General features: G+C 59.8%; 22 protein-coding genes. 7 read left to right on the forward strand and 15 right to left on the reverse strand.

Annotated features, from left to right (window positions below; all coding sequences use genetic code 11):
* Positions 1-65: 65 nt before the first annotated feature.
* A complete protein-coding gene (locus tag K0O24_RS07820) occupies positions 66-1,886 on the reverse strand; it encodes an alpha/beta fold hydrolase (RefSeq protein ID WP_219895273.1) in 1,821 nt (606 codons plus the stop codon).
* A gap of 298 nt (positions 1,887-2,184) precedes the next feature.
* Between K0O24_RS07820 and K0O24_RS07825 the strand changes: the two genes are divergently transcribed.
* The 3 genes from K0O24_RS07825 to K0O24_RS07835 all read left to right on the forward strand — a co-directional run bounded on the left by K0O24_RS07825 (position 2,185) and on the right by K0O24_RS07835 (position 5,339).
* Positions 2,185-3,090, forward strand: coding sequence for a diiron oxygenase (locus K0O24_RS07825; RefSeq protein ID WP_219895274.1), 906 nt, complete (start codon positions 2,185-2,187; stop codon positions 3,088-3,090).
* Between the two features lie 38 nt (positions 3,091-3,128).
* Positions 3,129-3,692: an OsmC family protein gene (locus tag K0O24_RS07830; RefSeq protein ID WP_219895275.1), complete on the forward strand. Its 564-nt coding sequence runs from the start codon at positions 3,129-3,131 to the stop codon at positions 3,690-3,692.
* 135 nt (positions 3,693-3,827) lie between these two features.
* Complete coding sequence (locus K0O24_RS07835; RefSeq protein WP_219895276.1) at positions 3,828-5,339, forward strand: replicative DNA helicase; 1,512 nt, start codon at positions 3,828-3,830, stop codon at positions 5,337-5,339.
* A gap of 36 nt (positions 5,340-5,375) precedes the next feature.
* On the opposite strand, the gene K0O24_RS07840 is transcribed toward K0O24_RS07835, so the two are convergent.
* From K0O24_RS07840 to astD, 7 genes are all read right to left on the reverse strand, one after another.
* Positions 5,376-6,185 carry an SDR family oxidoreductase gene (locus K0O24_RS07840; protein WP_219895277.1) on the reverse strand — a complete coding sequence of 270 codons (810 nt, stop codon included), beginning with the start codon at positions 6,183-6,185 and terminating at the stop codon, positions 5,376-5,378.
* A 156-nt stretch (positions 6,186-6,341) separates the two neighbouring features.
* On the reverse strand, positions 6,342-7,115 hold the full coding sequence (locus tag K0O24_RS07845) for a phosphoadenylyl-sulfate reductase (RefSeq protein ID WP_219895278.1): 774 nt from the start codon (positions 7,113-7,115) through the stop codon (positions 6,342-6,344).
* Positions 7,105-7,551 carry a DUF934 domain-containing protein gene (locus K0O24_RS07850; RefSeq protein ID WP_219895279.1) on the reverse strand — a complete coding sequence of 149 codons (447 nt, stop codon included), beginning with the start codon at positions 7,549-7,551 and terminating at the stop codon, positions 7,105-7,107. The genes K0O24_RS07845 and K0O24_RS07850 overlap by 11 nt, the downstream gene beginning before the upstream one ends.
* Positions 7,544-9,175, reverse strand: a complete 1,632-nt coding sequence (locus K0O24_RS07855; protein ID WP_219895280.1) for a nitrite/sulfite reductase — start codon at positions 9,173-9,175, stop codon at positions 7,544-7,546. Before K0O24_RS07855 ends, K0O24_RS07850 begins: the two co-directional genes overlap by 8 nt.
* A gap of 1 nt (position 9,176) precedes the next feature.
* Positions 9,177-9,473 (reverse strand): DUF2849 domain-containing protein, encoded by a 297-nt coding sequence (locus K0O24_RS07860; RefSeq protein WP_219895281.1) that lies wholly within the window; start codon positions 9,471-9,473, stop codon positions 9,177-9,179.
* On the reverse strand, positions 9,470-10,255 hold the full coding sequence (cobA, locus tag K0O24_RS07865) for a uroporphyrinogen-III C-methyltransferase (protein ID WP_219895282.1): 786 nt from the start codon (positions 10,253-10,255) through the stop codon (positions 9,470-9,472). Before cobA ends, K0O24_RS07860 begins: the two co-directional genes overlap by 4 nt.
* Positions 10,256-10,317: 62 nt before the next feature.
* Positions 10,318-11,742 carry a succinylglutamate-semialdehyde dehydrogenase gene (gene astD, locus K0O24_RS07870; protein WP_219895283.1) on the reverse strand — a complete coding sequence of 475 codons (1,425 nt, stop codon included), beginning with the start codon at positions 11,740-11,742 and terminating at the stop codon, positions 10,318-10,320.
* A 155-nt stretch (positions 11,743-11,897) separates the two neighbouring features.
* On the opposite strand from astD, the gene K0O24_RS07875 reads away from it, so the two are divergent.
* A complete protein-coding gene (locus K0O24_RS07875) occupies positions 11,898-14,330 on the forward strand; it encodes a YadA family autotransporter adhesin (RefSeq protein ID WP_219895284.1) in 2,433 nt (810 codons plus the stop codon).
* A 23-nt stretch (positions 14,331-14,353) separates the two neighbouring features.
* Positions 14,354-14,941: a hypothetical protein gene (locus tag K0O24_RS07880; RefSeq protein WP_219895285.1), complete on the forward strand. Its 588-nt coding sequence runs from the start codon at positions 14,354-14,356 to the stop codon at positions 14,939-14,941.
* A 9-nt stretch (positions 14,942-14,950) separates the two neighbouring features.
* Here the strand turns inward: K0O24_RS07880 and K0O24_RS07885 are convergent, their stop codons facing one another.
* Positions 14,951-16,348, reverse strand: a complete 1,398-nt coding sequence (locus tag K0O24_RS07885; RefSeq protein WP_219895286.1) for a protein adenylyltransferase SelO family protein — start codon at positions 16,346-16,348, stop codon at positions 14,951-14,953.
* Between the two features lie 17 nt (positions 16,349-16,365).
* On the opposite strand from K0O24_RS07885, the gene K0O24_RS07890 reads away from it, so the two are divergent.
* Together K0O24_RS07890 and K0O24_RS07895 are read left to right on the forward strand one after the other, a co-directional pair.
* Complete coding sequence (locus tag K0O24_RS07890) at positions 16,366-17,235, forward strand: alpha/beta fold hydrolase (RefSeq protein ID WP_219895287.1); 870 nt, start codon at positions 16,366-16,368, stop codon at positions 17,233-17,235.
* 72 nt (positions 17,236-17,307) lie between these two features.
* On the forward strand, positions 17,308-18,711 hold the full coding sequence (locus K0O24_RS07895; RefSeq protein WP_219895288.1) for an NAD(P)H-dependent flavin oxidoreductase: 1,404 nt from the start codon (positions 17,308-17,310) through the stop codon (positions 18,709-18,711).
* A 25-nt stretch (positions 18,712-18,736) separates the two neighbouring features.
* Here K0O24_RS07895 and K0O24_RS07900 read toward each other — a convergent pair whose 3' ends face one another.
* From K0O24_RS07900 to K0O24_RS07925, 6 genes are all read right to left on the reverse strand, one after another.
* On the reverse strand, positions 18,737-19,540 hold the full coding sequence (locus K0O24_RS07900; protein WP_246611172.1) for a hypothetical protein: 804 nt from the start codon (positions 19,538-19,540) through the stop codon (positions 18,737-18,739).
* A 98-nt stretch (positions 19,541-19,638) separates the two neighbouring features.
* Positions 19,639-20,073 carry a flavodoxin family protein gene (locus tag K0O24_RS07905; protein WP_219895544.1) on the reverse strand — a complete coding sequence of 145 codons (435 nt, stop codon included), beginning with the start codon at positions 20,071-20,073 and terminating at the stop codon, positions 19,639-19,641.
* 47 nt (positions 20,074-20,120) lie between these two features.
* Positions 20,121-20,546, reverse strand: coding sequence for a PaaI family thioesterase (locus K0O24_RS07910; RefSeq protein ID WP_219895289.1), 426 nt, complete (start codon positions 20,544-20,546; stop codon positions 20,121-20,123).
* Positions 20,546-21,811: an acyl-CoA dehydrogenase family protein gene (locus K0O24_RS07915; protein ID WP_219895290.1), complete on the reverse strand. Its 1,266-nt coding sequence runs from the start codon at positions 21,809-21,811 to the stop codon at positions 20,546-20,548. Before K0O24_RS07915 ends, K0O24_RS07910 begins: the two co-directional genes overlap by 1 nt.
* 3 nt (positions 21,812-21,814) lie before the next feature.
* Positions 21,815-23,146 (reverse strand): phosphotransferase family protein, encoded by a 1,332-nt coding sequence (locus tag K0O24_RS07920; protein WP_246611173.1) that lies wholly within the window; start codon positions 23,144-23,146, stop codon positions 21,815-21,817.
* Between the two features lie 53 nt (positions 23,147-23,199).
* Positions 23,200-24,732: a TadA family conjugal transfer-associated ATPase gene (locus K0O24_RS07925; protein WP_219895292.1), complete on the reverse strand. Its 1,533-nt coding sequence runs from the start codon at positions 24,730-24,732 to the stop codon at positions 23,200-23,202.
* Between the last annotated feature and the right edge of the window lie 57 nt (positions 24,733-24,789).

A 24,789-nucleotide genomic window follows, 5' to 3' on the forward strand; every position in this document is an offset into this window, starting at 1 on the left:
AAGAGAGATTTGCACTTGGGAAGTTTTGAAGCCGATTCGTGCGATTTTAGCCTGCGAACCCGTGGTCATTCTGATCGATGTCCGAGGAAGCGACGAAATTCGGCGACAAATATGGGCCAGGCCGGCTCGTCGCCAAGCAGGACATGATTGGCACTTTCAAGCTCGACGAAACGAGCACCGCGGATGGCCCGTGCAACGCGGCGCCCGTCCCTTATGAGTGCCTGCCCATCCTGCTGTGAATGACAGACCAGCGTCTCCGCGCTGACCTGTTCAAGTTCGCGGCGAACATCCAGGTGCGATCCGATTTCAAGCATCTTCTGGATGTTCTCATCACTCGCCAACAGCTGGACCTTGGCATTGTGCCATTCAATCAGATCCCGTCCGGCCGAAGGGAAATAGAGTGTAATGAACATCTCACCCAACACCGAACGGCGGCGGGCATGTTCCTGCTGATTCAGCGCCAGCAACGAGTTTCGCCAGGCAATTTCTTCCGGGTCGGCGCGGACCTTCCACCCTTCGGGCACACTGTTGACCAAAACCAGCTTGCGAACCCTTTCAGGGTTTCTCGCGGCATAGGCGACCGCGATCGCAGCTCCGTGCGAAATTCCGAGCAGATCGCATTGGTCTATGCCGGCATCGTTGATGACCGTTTCGAGATCACTGACAAATGTTTCAAATGACATTTGCGGGGGCGTCCAGTCCGACAGGCCGAAACCCCGCATGTCTGCGCGGATGAACCGGTTGTTGCGTGCGCATTCGCTGATCCAGTGGCCATAGACCGGTGAATCCCAATCATGCTCAAGATGGGTCACCCAGTTTGGCACCTTGACCAGAGGGAAACCCTCACCAATCTCGGCATAGGCCAAGCGTGCGCCATCAGCGGCTGTGCAATGGGTTATTCGTTCCTGAAATCTGGCGCGGACGTCGACCGGGTTCAGAGGTGACGCGATTTCCTTCAGCCGTCTCCAGGTCGCCGGTGGTTCGCCATATTCCCTCTTGAATGCCCGGTTGAATGCGGCCTCACTGTTGAAACCAACGGAATAGGCAATGTTTGCCGTGTTTTCCTTGCCTTCGCGCAGCAAATTCGCCGCAATTCGCATGCGCCAGCGAGCGGCGTAGCGCATAGGCGATTCACCAACCATTTCGCTGAATTTTTCTCCCAGGATCGTGCGTGAAACGCCTGCCTCCCTTGCAAGCGTTTCCACGTCCAGATCCTCAGCATATCGCGAATGGATTATTGTCAGGGCGCGCGCAACGGCAGGGTCGCGCAAGGCCGACAACCAGCCGCGCTGTTCTTCTGGCAACTCTTCCAGATAAGCCCGGATTGTCTCGGCCAGAAACAGTTCGGACAGTCGGCTGACTGATTGGGGCGACTGCTCTTCCTCGTTGAGGAGGCGCAGGCCGCTTTGAACCCATTCGCTGCGCGCGCTCTCCCCGCCCGCAAGCTTGAGTATCGGCGGGAGTGCATCGAGCAGTGGGTGCTGTTCTGCGACGGTGCCAAGAAAGCCGCAATAGAGCGAAGTCTGCGTTCCCGGGCCTGCCACGCGAATTTTGGCCGGGCCCTTCCCGTCGTTTTGAATGAGCTCACTTGTATTCAGCGGAGGGCTGCTCGGACCGCTGTAGAGCAAATGCAGGTCGTTGCGGGGCATCAGCAGGATGTCGCCCTTTTTTGCCTCTATCGGTGGAAGGCCGGCAACCTCTGCAAAAAAATGTCCCTCGCGCACATAGTGATAGGCAATCAGGTTGCTGTCCGTGATGGTGAGATAGGGTGCACATTCCCTCGGTGTGAACTGAGAAGCAAGGCACCAGTCACCGCCCAGTTCGGCGTCTATGACCACGCCGCCTGTCAGGTTCAGCGAAGCGAGAATGTCGCCCAAAACGTCCATTTAATTCCCAAACCGGCGTTTCGATCAAGTTATCCGGCAGTCCGATCATTTTTTCAAGGACCTGGATTCAGTATTGCGCATCCACGCTGACCAACAGATTTGATTCCATTAAATATATGAAGCGTGAAAAATATTTCATTCAAAAGGAAGTTATATGAGAAATAATGCAACAGAAAAGATTGTAAATAATTTTACAAAGAACGTTTTTTTATTTTTTGTATCACTCAATGTTACTGTATTATCAGGAATTTTACCGTTCATTTATTGAAGTAGAATGCAAATAGAGGAAAGGAATATAATGTATCACAATTTCGATTATGAGATGACACTGGCGTCATCGGCAAAAGCTGCCTGGGCGCTTGATGACGTTTTGCGGGCCGATCAGCGCCTCGATTTCAGTAGACAATTCCTGCCGGAAAAGCTGGCTCGTACCGCAGCGCTCACTGATCTTTCGGCAACCGAGCAGCGACTGCTCAACCAGATCAGCGCCCATCAGTATCTTTGCGTTTTCGGTTTGGTTGAAGAGTTCATTCTTCCATTCCTGCTGGATCATGTTCGGCCGGCCCTGCGCGAAGACGACTACCGGGTTCGGGCATTGCTGAATTTTGCAGGAGAAGAAGCCAAGCACATTCACCTGTTCAAGCGCTTTCACAATGCCTTTGTTCGTGACTTCCCTGTCGCGTGCAAGATGATCGGGCCTTCAGAGGCAATTGGCGCCGAAGTGCTTCGGCATGATCCGCTGGCCGTTGCCCTGATCATCCTGATGATCGAGTGGATGACGCAGGCACACTATAGCGAAAGCGTCCGCGACAATGGCGAACTTGATCCATTGTTTGTGAGCCTCCTGAAACACCACTGGATGGAAGAAGCGCAGCACGCAAAGCTGGATACGCTGATTGTCGAGACCCTGGCGAAAGGGCGAAGCGAAGCAGATCTGGAACGCGTGATCGACGAATTCTTCGAGATCGGCGGATTTCTGGACAATGGTTTCGCCACGCAAGCGCAGTTCAATGTGGATGCGCTCGAACAGGCAATCGGGCGGACATTGGTCGATCGCGAGGCCATCATTGCCCAGCAACACCAGGCAGCGCGCTGGACCTATATCGGTTCTGGAATGCAGCATGTCCGGTTCAAGGCGACCCTCGAAGCCATTTGCCCGAACGGTGCCCGGCGAGTTGCCGAAGCGGCTCCGGTCTTTTCCTGAAACTGTCAATGTATCACTCAAGCAAAGGAGAATTTGAAATGTTGGACACACCAAAAAATGCGCCGGTCAATGGCATAGACATTGAGGCACTCGGCAAGATGGTCGAAGCCATCAATGAAGACTCAAGCAAGGCAAGCGCCCGCTTTCAGGTCACGTCGCGTTGGGCGGGCCAGACCCGGATGGAATCATTCGTGTCGGGGTTTACTTTGGGAGGCGAATTTGTTCCGCGCCGTCACACGATCGTCGCAGATGAGCCTTGCGAACTTCTGGGACAAAATGGCGCCCCCAATCCCCAGGAACTGCTCATGGCAGCAGTGAATTCCTGCATGATGGTTGGCTATGTTGCGGGCGCCAGCCTGAAGGGCATCAAGCTCGAGTCCCTCGAGATCGAGATGGATGGAGAACTTGATCTTCGCGGATTTCTCGGCCTCGATGACGGAGTGCCGCCCGGCTATCAGGTGGTTAACTATGTTGTTCGCATCAGCGGCGACGGATCGCCTGCCGAATTCGAGGAAATCCACAGAACGGTGATGGCCACATCACCCAACTATTTCAACTTGAACCGTCCGGTTCGCATGAACGGCACGCTTGACGTCCGTTAGGACGAGCGAAGCTGCGGCGGTCGTCCGGGTGCTCCCCCAAACCCAACCCGGGCGACCGCTTGCCGCAGGACTTATCCCCGTCTTTCTCTTTCTTCCACTCTTGCGCTATGCTCGCCCCCCGCAGAAGGAAGCGTCATGGCCGATCCGATCAGACTGATTCATTCCGCTGCCGAAGCGGGCCCGCAATTGCCTCACAACGTCGAGGCAGAGGCAGCACTGCTCGGTGCGATCATGATCGACAACCGGATCGCCGAGGATGTGCAGCTGAAGCTGCGGGCAGATCATTTTTACGAGGCCGTGCACGGCCGGATCTATGACGCGATCCTCCTTTTGCTTGACCGTAACATGGTCGCCAATCCCGTCACGTTGAAGCCGATGTTCGAAGCCGATGAAGCGATGAAGTCGCTGGGTGGCCCCGCCTATCTGGCGCAGCTGACCGGAAGCGGGGCGGGACTGATCGGCGCACGTGATTTTGCGAACCAGATTTACGATCTTGCCCTGCTGCGCGAACTCGTCGCTGTCGGCCGGAACATGGCGGAACGAGCCTTCGACACGAGCGAGGCGGAGACGCCAAAGGAGCAGATCGAGGCGGCGGAGGTCGCCCTGTACAAGGTCGCCGAGGAAGGCGGCGAGGCCGGAAGCGTGAAGACCTTCGGGCAGGCAACGCGGATGGCCGTCGAACTCGCCGAGAAGGCGTTGAACGCTGGCGGTGGCTTGTCTGGCGTCACGACCGGGCTGGATTCGGTCAACGCCAAGACGGGTGGCCTGCATCATTCGGACCTTGTCATCCTGGCTGGCCGGCCCGGTATGGGGAAAACTGCACTTGCAACGAATATTGCGTTCAATGCCGCGCGCCGCTGGGTCCGCGACGAAGAGGACGGCATCCCGCCTGAAAAGTCGGTCGGCGCGAAGGTGGCGTTTTTCAGCCTCGAAATGTCGGCAGACCAGCTGGCGACGCGTATCCTGTCCGAACAATCGTCGATCAGTTCCGAAAGCCTGCGCATGGGCAAGATCGGCCAGCAGGATTTCCGCAATCTCGCGCGTGCGGCGGCGGAACTGGAAACGCTGCCGCTGTTCATCGATGATACGCCGGGCCTCACGATTGCCGCACTGCGCACGCGTGCTCGGCGGTTGAAGCGGCGGCACGGCATCGGGCTTGTCGTGGTCGACTATCTACAGCTTCTGCAGGGGTCTGGCAGGCAGAGCGACGGCAATCGCGTGCAGGAAATTTCTGAAATCTCGCGCGGATTGAAGACACTGGCCAAGGAGCTCAATGTTCCGGTGATCGCGCTGTCGCAGTTGAGCCGCGCGGTCGAGCAGCGTGAGGACAAGCGTCCGCAATTGTCCGATCTTCGTGAATCGGGTTCGATTGAGCAGGACGCCGATATCGTCCTGTTCGTTTATCGCGAGGAATATTACGTCGCCTCGCGCGAGCCCAAGCGACCGGGGCCGGAGGATGATGCCAAGACGCATGAAGACCACCAGAAATGGATGGCCGATATGGAAAAGGTCTTTGGCCTGTCAGAGCTGATCGTGGCCAAGCAGCGCCACGGCGCGACGGGCAAGGTCAAGCTGAAGTTCGAGGCGCAGATCACGCGGTTCAGCGACTATATCGACGACGCGTATTTGCCCGCGCACAGGGATTGAACGCGTCGCCCCGACGCAGGGGCGATCGGCGGGCGATCAGGCGTCCGCGCCGTATCTCTCTGCAAACCGGCGAAGCGCTGCCTCGATCTCGCTGGATTGAGCGTCATGGACTTCGGCAATGTCGGCGCCGTGCGTGAAGACATAGAATTCATTGGCCGCGAGGCCATCGAGGATGCGGGCGGCTGCCGTGTCCGGATCAAGGCCAACCTGTCCTGTCGGTCGCTCCTCCATGATGCGGGGACCGCCAAAGCGTTCGTGCCGGGTCCGCAGCGGATTCCAGATGTCGGTCGTGACAACAGCCGGGCAGATGATCGACACGCCGACCTGTGTTTCAGCAAGATCGCGGCGCAGTGTTTCGGCAAAGCCCAACACAGCATGTTTCGAGATGGTGTAGATTGACGCCTGTCCGCCGCGATCCGGCAAACCAAGCGAATGTTCCGATCCGGTCACCACGAAGCGGGACGGGCCTTGCTGCGCGATCATCCGCGGTACGAACGCGCGAGCGAGCCAGAGCGGACCCATCAGGTTCACGCTCAGGACCCAATCGATATTGCGTTGCGGTGTCTTGTAGATGGGGCCTCCCGCGCCAACGCCGGCATTGGCAAAGACAGCATCAACCTGTCCCAGCTCCCCGAACGCAGTGTCGGCGAGCGCGACGATACTGGCTTCGTCAGCCTGATCGACCGGCATGGCAAGTGCATTCGCCCCGAGGTCATTCGCAGCGGCGCGTGCACGATCAATCTCGATGTCGGCGAGCACGACACGGGCGCCCTGCGCTATCAGGGCTCGGGCAATTCCAAGGCCAATGCCGGATGCCGCACCGGTCACGACGGCGGTTTCAATCATGGAGACTCCTTTCGCTGCCTTGCTATCATAGTGTGATTGGAAAAGAGGTCGACCGGTGATCCAAGACATCGTCGCCCCTGCGCAGGCAGGGGCCTATTTGACGCTTGGGCGTTAACTCGCGCTGAGGCCCCTGCCTGCGCAGGGGCGACGGAAAGATCAAAACGCCGGCAGGTTCGCAGGATCGTCCGGGTCAGCGACGGGGGTGTGGATTCCGCATTCAACCTTGTCCCAGCCGCGCCAACGGCCAGCGCGCGGGTCTTCTCCCGGTTTGACCATGCTTGTGCACGGTGCGCAGCCGATCGAAGGATAGCCTTGGGCGACCAATGGGTGCGGAGGCAGGTCATGCTCCTCGAAATAGGCGTCGATCCGCGCCTTGTCCCAATCCGCGAGCGGATTGACCTTCAACCGACCCTCTTCCACCTCGAAGCGGGGCAGGGCGGCTCGGGTCGAAGACTGGAACGCCTTGCGGCCCGTGAATTGCGCATCATAGGGTGCCAGCGCCGCCTTGAGCGGGAGGACCTTGCGGATTTCGCAGCATCCGTCGGGATCGTAGGACCAACGCAATCCTGTTCCATCCTTTTGGGCAAGGAGCTCAGGATCGGGCGTGATCACCTTCACGTTGGTGAGGCCGATTTTTTCGATCAGCAAGTCCTTGTAAGCAAGCGTTTCCGGGAAATGCTTGCCTGTTTCAAGGAAGAGCACCGGAACGGCAGGATCGATCGAGCCGATCAGATGCAGAAGCACAGCCGACTCTGCCCCGAACGACGAGACGATTGCAGCCTCTCCAAGCATATTCTCGCGGATCAGAAGCGTGAGCATTTCAACGGTATCGCGACCGCGGAACAGATTGTTCAGGCGAATGGCATCCGTTTCGTCATAACGCGGTGCGGTATCGATCCTGTCGATGACGCGGGCGACACTACTGGCCATGGCGCAGTTTCCACACAGGTACTGCCGCATCGGCGGCACACTGATAAACATGCTCATATCGGGCCAGGCTTGCAGCTGCGACCTCTTCATTGATCGGGGATTCAGGGGCGAAACTGTCAAAGCCGCAACGGCGCATGAACAGGATCTGGTCGACCAGGACATCACCCTGCGCGCGCAACTCGCCTGTGTAGCCAGCCTCCCGCAGGACCCGGGCGGTTGAATAGCCGCGCCCGTCCCGAAATTTCGGAAAGGCAACCTCGACAAGTGAGAGCCGGTCAAGATGCGGCAGCAGCAGTCGCGCATCTTCGTCCGGTTCAAGCCGGACAGCCGTCGCGTTTGACTGATCGAGAAACGCATCGAGTGTAACGGCGGGCTGCTCCAGCGGCTCATCATCGCGGAAGCGAGGCCATTGGTTCGCTGATGGGGACTCAGCCATAGATCGCCTCCTTGAACGGTTCGAAGCCGACACGACGATAGGTATCCAGGAAACGCTCATTCTTCTCGCGCAGCGCGACATAGCGGTCCGTCACGCGCTCGACTGCATCGACAATGCCGTCCTCATCGAAGCCCGGACCCGTGATCTTGCCGAGCGACACATCCTCCGCGCCCGATCCGCCAAGCAGAAGCTGGTAATTCTCGGTTCCCTTCCGATCGACACCCAGAATGCCGATGTGACCGGCGTGATGATGACCGCAGGCATTGATGCAGCCTGAAATCTTGAGCTTCAGCTCGCCAAGGTCGCGTTGACGATCGAGGTTTTCGAAGCGCTTGGCGATCTTCTGCGCAATCGGGATCGACCGGGCATTGGCAAGACTGCAATAATCGAGGCCGGGGCAGGCAATGATGTCGCTGATGAGGTCAAGATTGGGTGAAGCAAGGCCTGCTTCGTCCAGAGCCTGCCATATCGTGTAGAGATCGCGCTTGGCGACGTGCGGCAGAACGATGTTCTGGGCGTGGGTGACGCGCAGTTCATCGAAGCTGAATTTCTCCGCAAGGTCCGCCATCAGGTCAATCTGCGCCGAGGACGCGTCTCCCGGAATGCCATCGGTCGGCTTGAGGCTGATGTTCACAATGGCATAGCCGGGCTGCTTGTGCGGCTTCACATTCTGGTCAAGCCAGACTGCGAAATCCGGGTCGCTGCTGTCGACTGCGTCGGCAAGGCCGGTCTCAAAAGCCGGTGGCGCAAAGAAAGTCGAGATCCGCTCGAGTTCCGCTGCCGGCGGATCGAGCCCGAGGGTCTTCACATGCGCGAACTCTTCCTCGACCTGTCGGGCATATTCTTCCGCGCCCAGTTCGTGGACAAGAATCTTGATCCGCGCCTTGTAGATATTGTCGCGACGGCCATAGCGATTGTAGACCCGCAAACAGGCCTCGACATAGCTGAGCAGATTGTCCGCGGTCACGAAGTCGTTGATTTCCGGTGCAATCATGGGCGTCCGTCCCATGCCGCCGCCAACAAAGACGCGTGCGCCAAGAACGTCGTCGCGCTTCACCAGCTCGATGCCGATATCGTGCAGCCGCATCGCCGCGCGATCCTCCGGGCTGGCAATGACGGCAATCTTGAACTTGCGTGGCAGATAGCTGAATTCCGGATGGAAGGTGCTCCACTGGCGCAGCAGTTCGGCCCAGGGACGCGGATCCGCGACTTCATCAGCTGCCGCGCCTGCATATTGATCGGAGGAGATGTTCCGGATGCAATTGCCGCTCGTCTGAATCGCGTGCATTTCGACCGACGCGAGATCTGCCAGGAGGTCGGGCGTTTCTTCGAGTTTGATCCAATTGTACTGGATGTTCTGCCGGGTGGTGAAATGGCCATAGTCCCGGTCATATTTCCGGGCGATATGCGCCAGCATCCGCATCTGCCGGCTGTCGAGCGTGCCATAAGGAATGGCGACGCGCAGCATATAGGCATGCAGCTGGAGATAGAGGCCGTTCATGAGGCGGAGCGGCTTGAACTGGTCCTCGCTCATCTCACCCGAAATGCGGCGCTTCACCTGGTCGCGGAATTCCTCGACCCGCGCATCGACGATTGCCTGATCGTAAGTATCATATTTGTACATGTCAGATCACCCACTGGCCGATGTCTGGATCGGCGGGTTTCAGAGTCAGGTCGACGCGGACCGTTGGCCCGAGCGCACGAATCCGGTCCTTGATATGGGCCGGGCGGGGGCCTTCCGGCGTCGACACGGCCTCGATGATGTAAGGCGCATTGACGCGCCGGGCACCTTCTTCCCGCGCGAGGATGGCTTCGCCGCCTTCGCCGACATCAACGGCGTCTTCGACGTGGATCGACCACCAGCTCCCGGCCCACCAGGTGACGGCCCCGGTGGCCAGATCATTGCCCGTCAGGATTTTCATGCCGCTGCCTCCGCCATGTTTGCATATGCCAAAAGCCGGTCTTGGGCATCGGAACGGAGCACGACCTCGCCGACAACAATGATGGCAGGGCTCTTGACGGCTTCGCGCTTCATCAATCCGCCTAGATCGGCAAGCAGGGACCGCAGGGCCCGCGCGCCCGAACGGGTTCCGCGTTCAAGCACGGCAACCGGCATTGCGGGCGAAACGCCGTCCGCCATCAACTTGTCCGCCACGTCTTCAGCCGTTGCGACACCCATATAGATGACCAGCGTCCGCCCCTTGCCGGCAAGGCCGGACCAGTCCTGATCGGTCAGGCCCTTGCATTGACCGGCAACGAAACTGACGGCGCTTGAAGCGTCACGATGGGTAAGCGGCAACAGGGCTTCGGCCGCACAGCCGATTGCGGCTGAAATGCCGGGGATGACCTCCACCGCCACGCCGGCAGCGCGACAGGCTTCGACTTCCTCACCGCCGCGACCGAAAATGAAGGGGTCACCGCATTTGAGACGGACAACGGTGCGCCCGGCCTGCGCAGCCTCGACCAGGATCTGGTTGATCTGCTCCTGCGGGACGGAATGGCGGCTGCGCTGCTTCGCGACAGAGAGAAGTTCGGCCTGCGGATTGGCGAGCGCCAATATGGCATCATCAACCAGCCCGTCGTGCACGACGAGATCGGCACGACCCAGGGCAGCAGCGGCCTTGACGGTCAGGAGGCCCGGATCGCCGGGTCCGGCTCCCACGAGCAGGACCCCGCCCTTGGCATGGGGAAGGGGATTTTTCATGTGGTGGAAATGGGACGATCGGCCCCAACAGACAAACCAGACTTTGTTGCAGGCCCGCTAGTTCAGCTTTGCGCCACGTCCCTGAGGCCGACGCCGATCACGGCGCGCGCCTGATCCTCCTCGGTCGAGACGACGGGATAGGCGCAATAGTCTGCGGCATAAAAGGCACTCGGCCGGTGATTGCCCGAAAGGCCGACCCCGCCAAAGGGCGCATTGGATGGCGCCCCGTTTGTCGGACGGTTCCAGTTGACCACCCCCGCGCGGATGTTCGCCCAGAACCGGTCATAAAGTTCGGGTGCCCCGCCGATAAGGGAGGCGGCAAGGCCATAGCGGGTGTTGTTCGCTTCGATAAGGGCCTCGTCAAAATCGGCGACGCGGATCACCTGCAGGATCGGGCCGAACAGCTCGACATCAGGGCGCTCGGCAACGCGCGTCGTGTCGATGATGGCGGGAGAGAGGAAGGGCTTGTCCGCGATCAGCCGGTCGAGCTGCTTGATCGGCTGCCCGCCCTTCATCATCAGGTCGAGGAAGCTTTCCTGCAACTGGTCCGCAACGCCATTATCAATGACCGGCCCCATATAGGGCGCGGGCGTGGCATGCGGTTCGCCCACAATCAGGCGGTCCGCCAATCCCTTGACCGCAGCAATCAGCGGCTCATGCGCGCCATCCTGGACGATCAGCCGCCGGGCCGCGGTGCAGCGTTGCCCTGCGCTCAGGAAGGCAGACTGGACCACCAGTGCGGCAGCGGCGGGAATGTCTGCGGCATCCCACACGATCAGCGGATTGTTCCCGCCCATTTCGAGCGCGAGGATCTTGCCCGGCGTATCGGCATATTGCCGGTTGAGCGCAACGCCGGTGCGCGCCGAGCCCGTGAACAGCAGCCCGTCAATATCGGGATGGCCCGCCAGCGCCCGGCCTTCATCGGGCCCGCCGACCAGCAACCGGACGACCCCTTCGGGAATCCCGGCGGCGTGATAGCACTCGACGAGCAGGGCACCCGTCGCCGGTGTCTTTTCCGAAGGCTTGAAGACAATGGCATTGCCCGCAATCAGCGCGGGCACGATATGGCCGTTGGGCAAATGGGCCGGGAAATTATAGGGGCCCAGTACCGCGAGCACGCCATGCGGCTTGTGCCGGACGGCCATCCGCGCACCCATATTGCCGTCAAGCCGCCGCTGCGACGTCCGCTCGAGATAGGCAGAGATCGAAATCTCCACCTTGTTCATAACGGCTTCGGATTCGGTCCGCGCTTCCCACAGCGGCTTGCCGGTTTCCCGCGCGATGCAATCGGCAAGCTCTTCGGCCCGGCTGCGCACGACATTCACAAAGCGGCGCAACGCTTCCATCCGGACGGTGACGGGCTGAGACGCCCATTCGACCCAGTGTTGCCGCGCGATGGCGACCTCGGCATCCACATCGCCCACCGGACGACGCCAATATTCAGCGCCGGTCGCTGGTTCGAACGAGATGATTTCGGATGCGGTCATGCACTGCTGCACTAGCTCCACATTGGAACTTCCGCAACACAGTGTGCCGCCGGGTGCTGAACGGCATCGGCTGCGACAAATGCGGGCCCATCTGCATCCAAACCACGCCCCGCGCGCATAAGAGACATGAGTTTGTTTGCGTAAGGAGTAATGCCATGCTTGTTGTTTCCGGATTGCGTCGACGTCGCCTCACTCTTCTGGCGGGCGCGGCTGCGCTGACCATTGCCGCCCCGGCCTGGGCCGATGGGACGCCCGATTGCAACGATGGTGCAGCGGCAGGATCAACCGAATGCGGCACGAATTCGACGACGGGCGGGGCCGTCAATGCGACGGTAGTAGGGCAGAACACAACGGCGTCTGGCGACAATTCAACGGTGACAGGCGCTGGCTCCGTTGGGTCCGGTTCTGGCTCAACGGTCTATGGTGCCGGTGCTACGTCTTTGGGAAATGGTGGAGTGGCAGTTGGAGCAAGCGCACAAGCCCCAGGGGTCGGAGGTACTGCTGTTGGCAATCTCACGAACGCGAGCGGAGACGGATCAACAGCAATTGGCAATATGGCGACATCGCCGGGCTTCCTTGGGCTTGGGGGGGGCAGCCGCGCTCTTGCTGGCGGTACAGAAACCGTTGCGCTTGGGGCAAATAGCAATGTTCAATCGGACTTGGGCACGGGCGTTGGTGCGGAGACAACAGTCAGGGGTATTGGCGGCACAGCGGTGGGTTTTGGCAGCAGTGCGGACCTCGTTGGCTTTGCGGGCGGATTTCAGGCAGTAGCTGGCATCGCTGGGACTTCAGTCGGGGCGAATACGTTTACGGCCCTTTCCGCGACCGCGGTGGGCTCGCTGGCAAATGCTTCTGGACAAAATTCATTGGCAGTCGGTGACTCCACGCAGGCGCTTGCCACATGGGCAACTGCTGCTGGAAGCAACGCCATGGTAGCCGCTGCTTCGGGAACCGGCGTGGGAAGTTTTGCAATTGTAAACAATGTAGGAGGATCAGCTTTTGGGACGGGAAGTCAGGTAAATGGAGATTTTGCGACAGCGGTCGGCTTTCTAGCAACTGCCAACGGTACAGATTCGGGCGCCTATGGTCATGGCGCAATTGCTGATGGCGCTGGCGCGAATGCCATCGGCCATAATTCTTTCGCGTCCGGCATTGCAGCGAATGCTTATGGTGAGGACGCATTTGCAACTGGAAACTTTAGTCAGGCCTTTGGCGCCTTGTCCGTTGCTTCGGGGGACGATTCAAGCGCATTTGGCGATTCCTCAACGGCCACTGGCCCTATGTCGACCGCAATTGGTGGAGACAGTGTTGCAGCCGGCATGCATGCAACGGCGGTCGGTCAGGGCGCGACGGCTGGGAACGATTTTGCACTTGCCGTTGGCGGCAATTCTGTAGCTTTGGGTGTCGATAGTGCAGCCTTCGGAGATAATAGTCTGGCCAGCGGCGACCTTTCGACGGCCGTTGGCAACAATTCAGGTGCTTTGAATACGGGTGCGTCCGCGTTCGGCAATTCCAGTCTGGCAGATGGCTTCCTGGCTACAGCAGTTGGCTTTGGTGCGACTGCAAACGGCGATGGGTCTATTGCTTTCGGTGCGGCCGCGGTTGACGGGGCCGGCAACATTACTGCCCTGACAACTGCAGCGGCAACAAACTCAATTGCGATTGGCACTGGTGCGATGACGCAGCAGGGGGCAGGCAATCCTACGACCGCTGCGGCGTCGCTGGGCACGTCGGTGGCAATTGGCAATCTGGCAATGGCAACCAACGAAGATGCTGTGGCGATTGGCGATCAGGCCAATGCGTCGGGCTTCCACTCGACTTCGGTTGGCGGTGAGTCAGTCGCGTCTGGAACAGGCGCGCAGGCATTCGGCTGGCAGGCCAATGCTTCGGCCCAATTTGCGACGGCGGGCGGGCATCAGGCGCAGGCAACGGGCGTACGTTCGACGGCGTTCGGCAAGAGCAGCGTCGCTTCGGGCGCCAATGCTTCGGCATTCGGCAACCAGGCGACCGGTTCCGGGTCTCGCGCTACTGCGGTGGGTGACTTGTCATTGGCTTCTGCTGCCAACGCCACTGCGGTAGGCGCAGGGTCTAACGCTAGCTTTACGGGATCAACGGCCGTTGGCTTCAATGCAACAACCACCCGTGCCAATCAGGTCGTGCTTGGCGGAACCGGCAGTTCTGTGACGATTGGCGATCTGACGGCGAGCACCGCTGCCCAAACCGGTCCTGTCAGCCTTCTCACGGCTGATGCCGGCGGAACGATAGGCCGTTCCAACATCAACTTGACCCAGCTCGCGGCGTTGCCGGGGCAGGTCAATACCTTGTTCAGCCTCAATGACATCAATCGTCGTGATATTCGCAAGGCGAATGAAGGCGTTGCCATGGCCTTGGCGCTTGAATCGCCTTATGTGCCCGCCGATGCGAAATACGCCGTTTCGGGCGGCATTGGCTATTACCAGAACCGCACGGCGGCCACGACCGCCTTTTCCGCGCGCGTCAGTGACAAGGCGATTATCTCGGCTGGTGTCGGCATTGGCCTGAATTCGGGCGAGGTCGGCGCGCGCGGCGGCTTCCAGTTTGCATGGTAGCATTGCCGAGGTTTGCGGGCAGAGTGGGGCCGGGGCGTTTCGTTCCGGCCCGGCTTGCATGGGCGCTGCTCGCCGTGCTTGCAGCGCTGACTCCGCTCGGTCCGGCTTGGGCCCAGCAGGCCCGTCCGGCGCCCGCACAGCCCTCACCCATTCCCGTTCCGGATACGCTTGAACTCAACAAGCTGGTCTGGAGCACAATGGCTGCGATCGATCATGCCAATCTGGCCGGGAATTATTCGGTGCTGCGCGATCTTGCCGCGCCGAATTTCCAGATCCTCAACGATTCGGCCAAGCTGGCGTCCATCTTCGCATCGCTCCGCGCAAGCGGCATCGATCTGTCGAATGCGTTGCTGCTCGCCCCAACCTTCAGTGCACCGCCAAGGCTTCCGCAGCGGGACATATTGGAACTGCACGGATATTTCGGCCTGCGACCGACGGCAATCGGCTTCGAACTCTTTTATCAATGGGTGGTCGGGCGCTGGAGGCTTGTCGGCGTTTCGATCCAGCCCGCCAATCTGGCCGCGATCCAGCCGGGCCCGCCGCCGGTCGCCCCGCCGCCGGCCGCGCCCAAATCCCCTGCACCGCCGCTACCGAAGCCCAAGCGGAACTGATCCCGCTGTTCAGCCCAGCATGGCCTGACCCATCGTGCGCACCGCCTCGATATGGGCATAAAGCGGGCCCCAATCGTCGCGCTCGGCAATATGGGACCACAGGTTTTCGACCGTTTCAATGCTCATCGAGACAGGCGCCTCTCCGGCCCAATAGGGGTGGTCCAAGGGTCGTGCGGATTGATAGCCTGCAAGGCGCTGGCGGACATCGGCGAAGCTCTCTTCGGCATAAGCCGCGTCCGCGGGCGAGGCAGCGCGCCGCGTTCCGCCCTGCCAGTCAAAGAAGAAGCGGTCGATCTCGACCCGGCTGGCAATCAGGGCCGCTTCGATCGACTGGACCAGTCCAATGTCGCTCTCGGCTCCCTTGGGCGCGACGCCCAGCCGCCACAGCATGCGGCGGACGAGCGCCTCGCGATACAGATCGGCAAAGCGATTGAGCGCGTCGACAAGCGCCTCCTGGTCCGCGATCCGCGACAGGGCGATGGCCAGTTGGACCACGTCCCAATGAATGGCCTCGGCCTGCCGGCCAAAGGCATAGAGCCCGCCCTCATCGAAATAGGCGGCAGTGAAGCCGGGATCGAACACCTGCGCAAAGCGCCAGGGGCCATAATCGAAACTCTCCCCGGAAATGTTGATATTGTCGCTGTTGAGGACCCCGTGGACAAAGCCCGCGACCATATAGGATGCGGCCAGATCGGCCGTGCGCTCTGTCACGTGCGAGAGGAGGCGAACCGCGGCATCGTCCCCGCCCGGCGCGTCATAATAGCGTGCCAGGGCATAATCCGTCAGCCGCGCCAGATTGGCATCATCGCCCAGAGTCGCCAGCCGCTGGAAACTGCCGATCCTTATATGGCCGTGGCTCAGCCGGAAAAGGACCGCGGAACGTGTCGGCGAGGGCTCATCTCCGCGGTGCAAGGCTTCGCCCGTCTCGATCACGGAAAAGGTCTTCGACGTGTTGACGCCCAAGGCCTCAAGCATCTCCGTTGCAAGGATTTCGCGCACCGCACCCTTGAGCGTCAACCGCCCGTCGCCAAAGCGGGACCAGGGCGTCTGGCCCGAACCCTTGGTACCAAGATCCAGCAGACGGCCTTCCCCGTCACGCAGTTGCGCGAACAGGAAGCCACGCCCGTCCCCGATTTCGGGATTGTAGACCCGGAACTGATGCCCGTGATAGCGCAGGGCCAGCGGCGTTTCGAGCGAGCCCGCCAGCGGCGCAAAGCGGCCGAAGTGGAGGGCCCATTGGGCGTCGTCGAGATCCGCTAGGCCGACAGTCTTCGCCCAGCGGTCATTGCGAAAGCGCACGCGCGTTTCGGGAAAATCGGCGCCTGTCACAGGATCGCCGATAAAGTCGGCTATGTCCAATATGTCGCGGGCGGGGCGCAGGATGCCGGGTTGCGGAGTTCGAATCATGAGGCGATATGGGAGCGATGGCAGCACAGACGCAACATGAAGATGGCTTTTGGTGGTCGAAGGACGGTTTGCGGTTGCATTATCGCGATTATGCCGGTCGTACTGACCGTCCTCCCATTCTCTGCATTCCGGGCCTGACTCGAAACGCCCGCGATTTTGCCCATGTTGCCGAACGGCTCTCAGGCGAATGGCGGCTGATCTGCGTCGACCTGCGCGGCCGGGGAGAAAGCGGTTATTCCAAGCTGCCCATGAGTTACGGGCCGCTCACCTATCTGCAGGACATCGAGGATCTGCTGGAGACGTTGCAGATCGGCCGCTTTGTGTGCTTCGGGACGTCGCTTGGCGGATTGATGACGATGATGCTTGCGGCGCACCGCACGGGGCGCATTGCCGGAGCCCTCCTCAATGACATCGGTCCGGTGATCGAGGAGGCAGGGCTTGAACGAATTCGTGGCTATGTCGGCAAGTCTGCCAGCTGGCCAAGCTGGATGCATGCAGCGCGTGCAACCGAAAATATTCTGGCCACAGCGCACCCTGATTACGAGATTACGCAATGGATCAGCCTGTCCAAGCGGCTCAATCGGCTTACGGCGCAGGGCCGGATTGTGCCAGACTATGACATGCGCATTGCAGAGCCCATGCGCCATCCAGCCGTGGCTGTTGATCTCTGGCCGGCGCTCGACGCACTGCGCGACGTTCCCGTCCATATTCTGAGGGGTGAACTATCGGACATCCTGTCTGCTGATACGGCAGCTGCAATGGTCAAGCGGCTACCCCATGCGCGGCTCAGCATCATCTCGCGGACCGGGCATCCTCCCGAACTCGATGAGCGGGAATCGATCGAGGCAATCGATGCACTGCTGGCGGAAGTGGCTCGTCAGGCGTAATGCGGAAAAAACAGGAGCATTTCCGGTTGCCATGATTATATGAGTTAAATCGGGGTGTTTGCAGGAGTTGGGATGTTCAAGGGTTTGAAGCCGATTGTCTACGGTGGTCGCGAAGTCTGGCCGCTGATTGAAGGTGGAAAGGGCGTTTCGGCAACGAACCACGCGAGTGCGGGCGCTTGGGCGGCTGCAGGCGGAATCGGCACTGTGTCTGCGGTGAACGCCGACAGTTATGATCCGACCGGCAAGATCATTCCCCAGGTCTATGCCAGCCGCACACGGCGCGAACGGCATGACGAACTCATCCAGTATGGCATCGCTGGTGGCATTGCCCAGGTCCAGCGGGCGTGGGAACTTTCAGGGGGCGTCGGCGCGATCAACATCAACGTCCTTTGGGAAATGGGTGGAGCCCAGCAGATCCTGCACGGGATTCTTGAAAAGACGAAGGGCATGGTTTCCGGCGTGACGTGCGGGGCAGGGATGCCCTACAAACTGTCCGAAATCGCCTCCTCCTATGGCGTTTCCTATCTCCCGATCATCAGCTCGGCCCGGGCCTTTCGTGCGCTGTGGAAGCGTGCCTATTCAAAGGCGGCCGAGTTCCTCTCGGCGGTTGTTTATGAGGATCCCTGGCTGGCCGGCGGGCACAATGGCCTGTCGAATGCGGAAGATCCGTTGCGGCCGGAAGATCCCTATCCCCGCGTCAAGGCGCTCAGGGAAACGATGCGCGAAGGCGGCATTCCGGATGAGACTCCGATCGTGATGGCAGGCGGTGTCTGGAACCTCAAGGAATGGGAGCACTGGATCGACAATCCCGAGCTCGGCCAGATTGCCTTTCAGTTCGGCACACGTCCGCTGCTGACCCAGGAAAGCCCGATCCCGCAAGGCTGGAAAGACCGGCTGATGACTCTGGAGGAGGGCGATGTCCTGCTTCACAAATTCTCCCCGACCGGCTTTTACTCAAGCGCCGTCCGCAATCCATTCCTCAGGAACCTCGAAGCGCGGTCAGAGCGGCAGATTCCCTATTCGGGTGAGCAGGCCGGGGATCATACCCATCAGCTCGATGTTGGCGTGAAGGGCAGGAACTTCTGGGTGACGCGCGGTGATCTTCTGCGCGCGCGTGAGTGGTATGGCCAAGGCTATACCGCGGCGCTCAAGACCCCGGACAATACACTCGTCTTCGTCACGACCGAAGAACGCGACATGATCCGAAAGGACCAGACAGACTGTATGGGCTGCCTGTCGCATTGCGGCTTTTCATCATGGAAGGACCATGATGATTACTCGACTGGCTATCTGGCGGACCCGCGCAGCTTCTGCATCCAGAAGACGCTGCAGGATATTGCGCATGGCGGAGACACCGAGCAGAATTTGATGTTTGCCGGCCATGCTGCTTTCCGCTTCAAGAAGGACCCGTTCTATTCGAACGGGTTCGTGCCGACGGTGAAGCAGTTGGTGGACCGGATCCTGACGGGCGATTGAGGGTCGATTGACGCATTGACCTCAATCAGTTTGTCGCAGTCCGCCCTGTCACCAATGGCCCTTCAGGCGGCGCTGGAAACTCCAGAGGAGCCACGCTCGCACCCGGAGATCCGCTCGTGACATATTCATAGAGCGCAGTTCCAACAGGGCTGTAGGTAATGGCTTCGGTCAGGACCAACGATCCGATCATGGCACCGATGCCCCATTTCCATGCGGGGTGCACGGCGCCTGTCCTGCGCCAATCCGCCAGCATCCCAACCAGTGGGAAGATCATGACTGCGGCAAAGGTCGCTTCAAAGGCCAAGGGCTTGAGCAAAGGCATCGGGAGCAGCCGACCGAATGCCGGGCCAGTCAAGAGTGACATTCCGCAGTATTGCAAGCGCCGATGCCAGTCCGTCTTTCGGCGCAATCGGATCGCAGCAATCACCAAACCTGCGAAAGCAATCAGAGTCACCGGATCGAAGACCAGAAAATGCAGGGGCCGGAAGAAGAAGGGCACCTGACCGCGGCGGGCCATTGCAACTGTCACCATGCACCCGAGGATCAGCATGGCAAAGATCCATCCAGACCCGATCCAGCCAAGGCGCTTGTGCAGAGCAGTATTGCCAGTGGCCGCAAAGACGTTCTGCAGCACGTAGAGTGTCACCCAGCCCATGAAAACCAGCGCGTGCGCGTGAACAAGCGGCGGCGCGGCAAAGGTTGATCGACCCATTGCCAGCTGGAACGAAAATCCGGCTGCAACGGTGAGTGCCATGACAATCGCGGCACGGAGGAAAAAGCGATCGTCGTTAGAGACCTGTGATTCACGCGATGCGGCAAGTGTTGCCATTGTGGCTCCCTCCCCAAAAAGGACCAAGGCCGTTGATGTACCTTACGGACGACGATGCTTCAATGGCGATCGAATCTGTCCCGCTGAATTTGGGAAGCCTAGAATATTCCCAATGCAAGCCCGGCAGCGATGGCCGCTCCCAGTTCGCGACAGCGAACAAGGTCGGGCTCGGCGATCGTCTTTGGTGCGAGTATCTCTGCCGGTGCTTGCGCATGCGTGCAGACAATGAGTGGCTCGGCGACAGGCTTCAGGCGCCAACCGGTGGCTATGCGCGCGATCTGCCGCGCTGCACCTTCACCGTCAGAGCCGGCGCATATCATGACGGCGTAAGGGCGCCCCTCAATCCGGCCAAGAACCGGGTAGTAGCAGCGATCGAAAAATGCCTTCATCTCGCCGGACATGCTTGCGAGGTTTTCGGGGCAGACGAAGAGATAGCCGTCTGCGACCAGCAAGTCGTTAGGTTCCGCAGCAGCGGCATCGCGCAGCATCACTTTGGCCTCATTCGCAGCTCCAGTCGCTGCTGCCTGGGCCATCTGTTCGCTGCCGCCGGTGCGCGAATGCCAGACAATGAGCAGGGTTTTCAAAAGGCAAACTCAAGGACTGCGTGGGCGACCAGATCTCCCGAGCCGGCAAAGGTGACGCTGCACTCGACATAGGTGCTCGATTTGCCGAACCGCTTGACCTCGGCTGCGACGCGGAACTCTTCATTGATCGCGGGTCGAAGGAAATGGGTGTGCTGGTAGACTGTACCCTTGCCGGTCCGGGGGCCCGTTGCCGACGCCATGCTCGCAACCGTATCGATCGCAGCCATCAGGGCTTGCCCGCAAATGGCGCCGGAAAAGAACTTCAGGTGATCGTTGAGCGGGAGTCGCGCCGACACAAAACCCTCGCGGACTTCCCAATCGGTCAAGCCCATCTCCTTGATCCAGGGCGCAAAAATCCAGTCAAACGCCTCAAGGGCATTGGTTTGGGTGACAGGAAACAGTCCGTCTGGCAGCGCGTTCATCAGCCCATGAAGCCGAACAAGTGCCCGGCGACCTTGCGCATCTGGATTTCCTCGGCGCCCTCGGTGATCCGATACCGCCGGTGGTGACGGTAGATATGTTCGAACGGCTTGTGACGGGAATAACCCATGCCACCGTGCACCTGCATGGCAAAATCGGCAGCATTGCAGACCAACCTATTGGCCTTGTAATTGCACATGCTGACCTTGTCGGACAGGCGAATGGCCACTTCGGGCTTGGTCATCGTGTCCATCTCGGCTGCTGTCTTGAGGATCAGAAGGCGCAACATTTCCGCGTCCGTTGCAAGTTCGACAAGCGGAAACTGGATCGCCTGGTTTACAGCCAGAGCCTTTCCGAACGGCTTGCGCTCACGCGCATATTTGACCGCTTCATCGATGCAATATTGTGCCGCACCCAGCGAGCTGGCTGCCTGACGAATGCGGTTTTCGTGGACGAAATGCTGCGCCACGGCAAGGCCTTCGTCCAGCTTTCCAAGGATGGCGCTCTCAGGCACCCAGACATTGGTATATTTCACCTTCGGGTGGTCTGTGGGCATGTTGAACGTCCACATATACTCGCCGATTTCAAAGCCTGGCGTATCGGTTGGCACGACAAAGCAGGTGATGCCGCGCGCCTTTCCATCTTCTCCGCTTGTTCGGGCGAAGGTCATGACGTGGCTCGTGTAGGGCAGGCCCGTCGTCCACATCTTGTTGCCGTTGATGAGGTAGCCCGCCACGCCGTCGCGGACCTCAGGAACGGCCCGCGTGTCCATATGTGTTGCATCCGAACCATGATGTTCTTCGGTAAGGCCGAAGCTCCAGCCCATCTTGCCCGCGAGCATTTGCGGGATGAATTCCCGCTTCTGCTCCTCTGTCCCGAAATCGCGCAGCATCAGGACCTGAACCAGATTGCCGACAATCGAACTTTCATTCTGCAGATCGTTGTGAAGCCCGAGACCCTTTCTGGCGAGGTGATACCGGATTGCTGCCATGGCAAGATTTGATCCGTCCTTTCCGCCGAATTCGGCCGGGATCGCGAAGCGAAAGTGGCCCGCCTTGTCGGCCACAGCCCGCATTTCGGCAAGCAAGGCCCACCAATCGGCTCGCGGATGTCCGTCATTATCCCAGTCTGTACGCGCGTTTTCACGGCGATGATCGAAGAAACGGATATTGTCGTCGCGCTGTTCAATCGGCTTGATTTCGCGCTCGATAAAATTGTCCAGTTCGCCGAGATAGGCCGTGATCTCGGCCGGCAGTTCGAACATCATTGCTTATGTACTCCATTTCCTGATCGCAGCGGTAAGCGCCGAATATTTGGGTTGGTCAGCAGACAGTTTAGCTAGGGATGATTTCTTGAGCTTTGCCAACAGGCCCGGGGTCGCCAGCGTCAGACGGCCAGCGAGCAAATCATCGGCAAGACCCTTGTCGAGGATGGTCATGGGATGCGATGCTTCGCGCCCGAGCATGCCAAGTGCATTGAGCGCGACCGCTGCCATGAAACGATCACGGCCCTCAGCTTTGGGCTTGATGTCCTTTTCCAGCCAATCCGAGAGCGCTTCAAGCATTTCGACGGTGCTCGGCTCACCCTGCCGCCTTGGCTCTGCGGGCTGATCCAGGCGAATGGGGAGCCTTTGCGTTTCGGGCGCATCTTCCTCCAGCAGCATCAGCAGATCGACTTCGGTTTCAGAGACACGTCTGCCGATCACTGCCCGTTCCAGCGTCTTGTCCAGTCCTGTTCGCCAAATGTCGGCCATCTGCAGACAGCACATCCCCCACCAGAGTGTCGAATAGATCAACCAGAAGCGAAACCGGTCAGGCTCAACAGTAACTCCGCTCTCAGCCTCATAGGCGGCCCAGAATTGTGGCAAGTCGCCAACGCCGAAAGCTGGTCGGTCAATATGGCCGAAGCGCCAGCTGTTGATGCAGCCAAAAGCGAGATCCTGATGCCTGTCACCAAGGTGGCAAAGTTCCCAGTCAAGTACAGCGGCCAAGCCGTCCGCATTGGCCATCAGATTGCCGATGCGAAAGTCGCCGTGAAGTAAAGTTGGTGGAACAGGAGCGGGGACATGATCCTCCAGCCATTTTATCGCCAGCGCGAGGACGGGACGATCGCCGCCGTAGCTTGCGAAGCGCGTCTTCAAGTCCCGAACCATCGTTGCGGCGTCAGCTGAAGGCAGATGTTGAAATTCGCTCACTGGAATTGTGTGAATCCGGGCCAGTTCGCGGGCAATATCTGCAAGCAGCGCAGGGGGAGGATCGCTGAGGATCCGGGCAGGGCTGACGTCCGCCTCGATCCGCCGCATGACATATCCGCTGCCAAGCCTGTCTTCGGCCACAAGTTCGCCAACAACTTCGGGCGCCGACACGCCGGCCTGACGAGCAGCGCGCACAATTGCGGCCTCGACAGCGTGTCCGAACGGGCGGCCTTCCATCATTTCGTGAGAGGGTGCGCGCCTCAGGACATAGCCACCGCCGCCCCAGTCGAACGACCAGCTTTCCATGTTTGCGCCGCCTGAAAGCCGGCCAAGGTGTTCGATGGGCAATGCGACACCACCGGCCATCCGCGCGAGGGCCTGTGCAAGCAGTGACGGATCGAGACTCACGATTGCCCTGATAAGCATCAGGCAGCATTAGGCAATCCCGACGGATTCCTGTTCTAGAGGCAGGCCTCGAGCAGGGGCTGGTCAAAGCCGTATTGCTTGGCCTTGTCGAGCGTGTAGGGCCGCAGCCCCATCGAGCGATACTCACCCACGATCTTGCCGTTCTCGTCTTCCGAAAGATATTCGAACTTGAAGAGTTCCTGCGTGACGATCACGGGACCTTCCATGCCGATCACTTCGGTGATGTTGGTGACGCGGCGTGAACCGTCGCGCAGGCGCTTCACCTGGACGATCAGGTCCACCGAGTCGGCGATCTGGCGGGAGATGGCTTCCTTCGGCACCTTGATGTCCGACATCATCACCATGTTTTCCATACGTCCCAGCGCTTCGCGCGGGCTGTTGGAGTGAAGCGTACACATCGAGCCGTCATGGCCCGTGTTCATGGCAGCCAGCAGGTCGAAACATTCCGACCCGCGAATTTCGCCAAGGATGATCCGGTCAGGACGCATACGCAGGGCGTTCACCACAAGATCACGGATCGTGATGGCGCCCTGGCCTTCGAGGTTCGCCGGCCGGGTTTCGAGCGGCAACCAGTGTGGCTGCTGCAGGCGAAGTTCGGCAGCGTCTTCGATCGTCAGCACGCGCTCACCGGGATCGATCATCTTCGACAATGCGTTGAGCATGGTGGTCTTGCCCGAACCCGTACCGCCGGAAATGACGATGTTGAAGCGACAGGCACCTGCAATCTTGAGCGCTGTTGCCATCTTCTCGGACATCGAACCGCCCTTCGCCATCATGTCGAGCGTGATGGGCTTGGCGGAAAATTTACGGATCGAGATCGCAGTTCCGCGCAGGCTCAACGGCGGCACGATCACGTTGACGCGTGAACCGTCTTTCAGTCGGGCGTCTGCCAAGGGCGTTGTCTGGTCGACCCGGCGACCGACCTGGTTCACGATGCGTTGGGCAATCTGGAACAGGTGCGCTTCGTCCCGGAACTGGATCGGCGCGATTTCGAGCTTGCCCTTCTTTTCGATGTAGGTCTGCTCTGGTCCGTTGACCATGATATCGGAAATCAGAGGATCGTTGAGCAGTTCTTCAAGCGGACCCAAGCCGAGCAGCTCATCGACCAGCACTTTTTCGAGGGCGAATTGTTCGCGGCGATTGAGTGTCAGCTTCAGTTCGGCGAGCACTTCGCCAATGATCGGCCGAAACTCTTCAGCCAGCTCATCCTTCGAAAGTGTGGCAGCAGCTTCAGGATCAATGCGTTCAAGCAGCCTTGGCAGCACCTGTTCCTTGATCTTGTGGACAGATGCCTCGAAGCCTTCTGCCTTTTGCTGCGGAGCATCCACGGCATTTTCGCGCTCGCTCAGCCGCTGCATGGCGGTCAGTTTTTCGCCGACTGGAACCGGGATGTCCTCATCGGGCGGAAGTTGGGCGGAACCTATCGGAGGAAATTGGGAGCCGCCATTTGCTGCGTCATCCGGACGATGCGGAGCGGCACTGCCCCCCTGCATCGGACGCGCGACGCCGAAGGTCGGGCGATTGCCGCCCGGCCCACCGGGCCCATTGCGTCGTCCAAAAGCACTCATGTCTTACCCTCGCCCTGCTTCAGGACCACTACACGGTCCGTTAAACCTCAGGGTGAA

The sequence above is a fragment of the Aquisediminimonas profunda genome (assembly GCF_019443285.1).
Taxonomy (GTDB): Bacteria; Pseudomonadota; Alphaproteobacteria; order Sphingomonadales; family Sphingomonadaceae; genus Aquisediminimonas; species Aquisediminimonas profunda.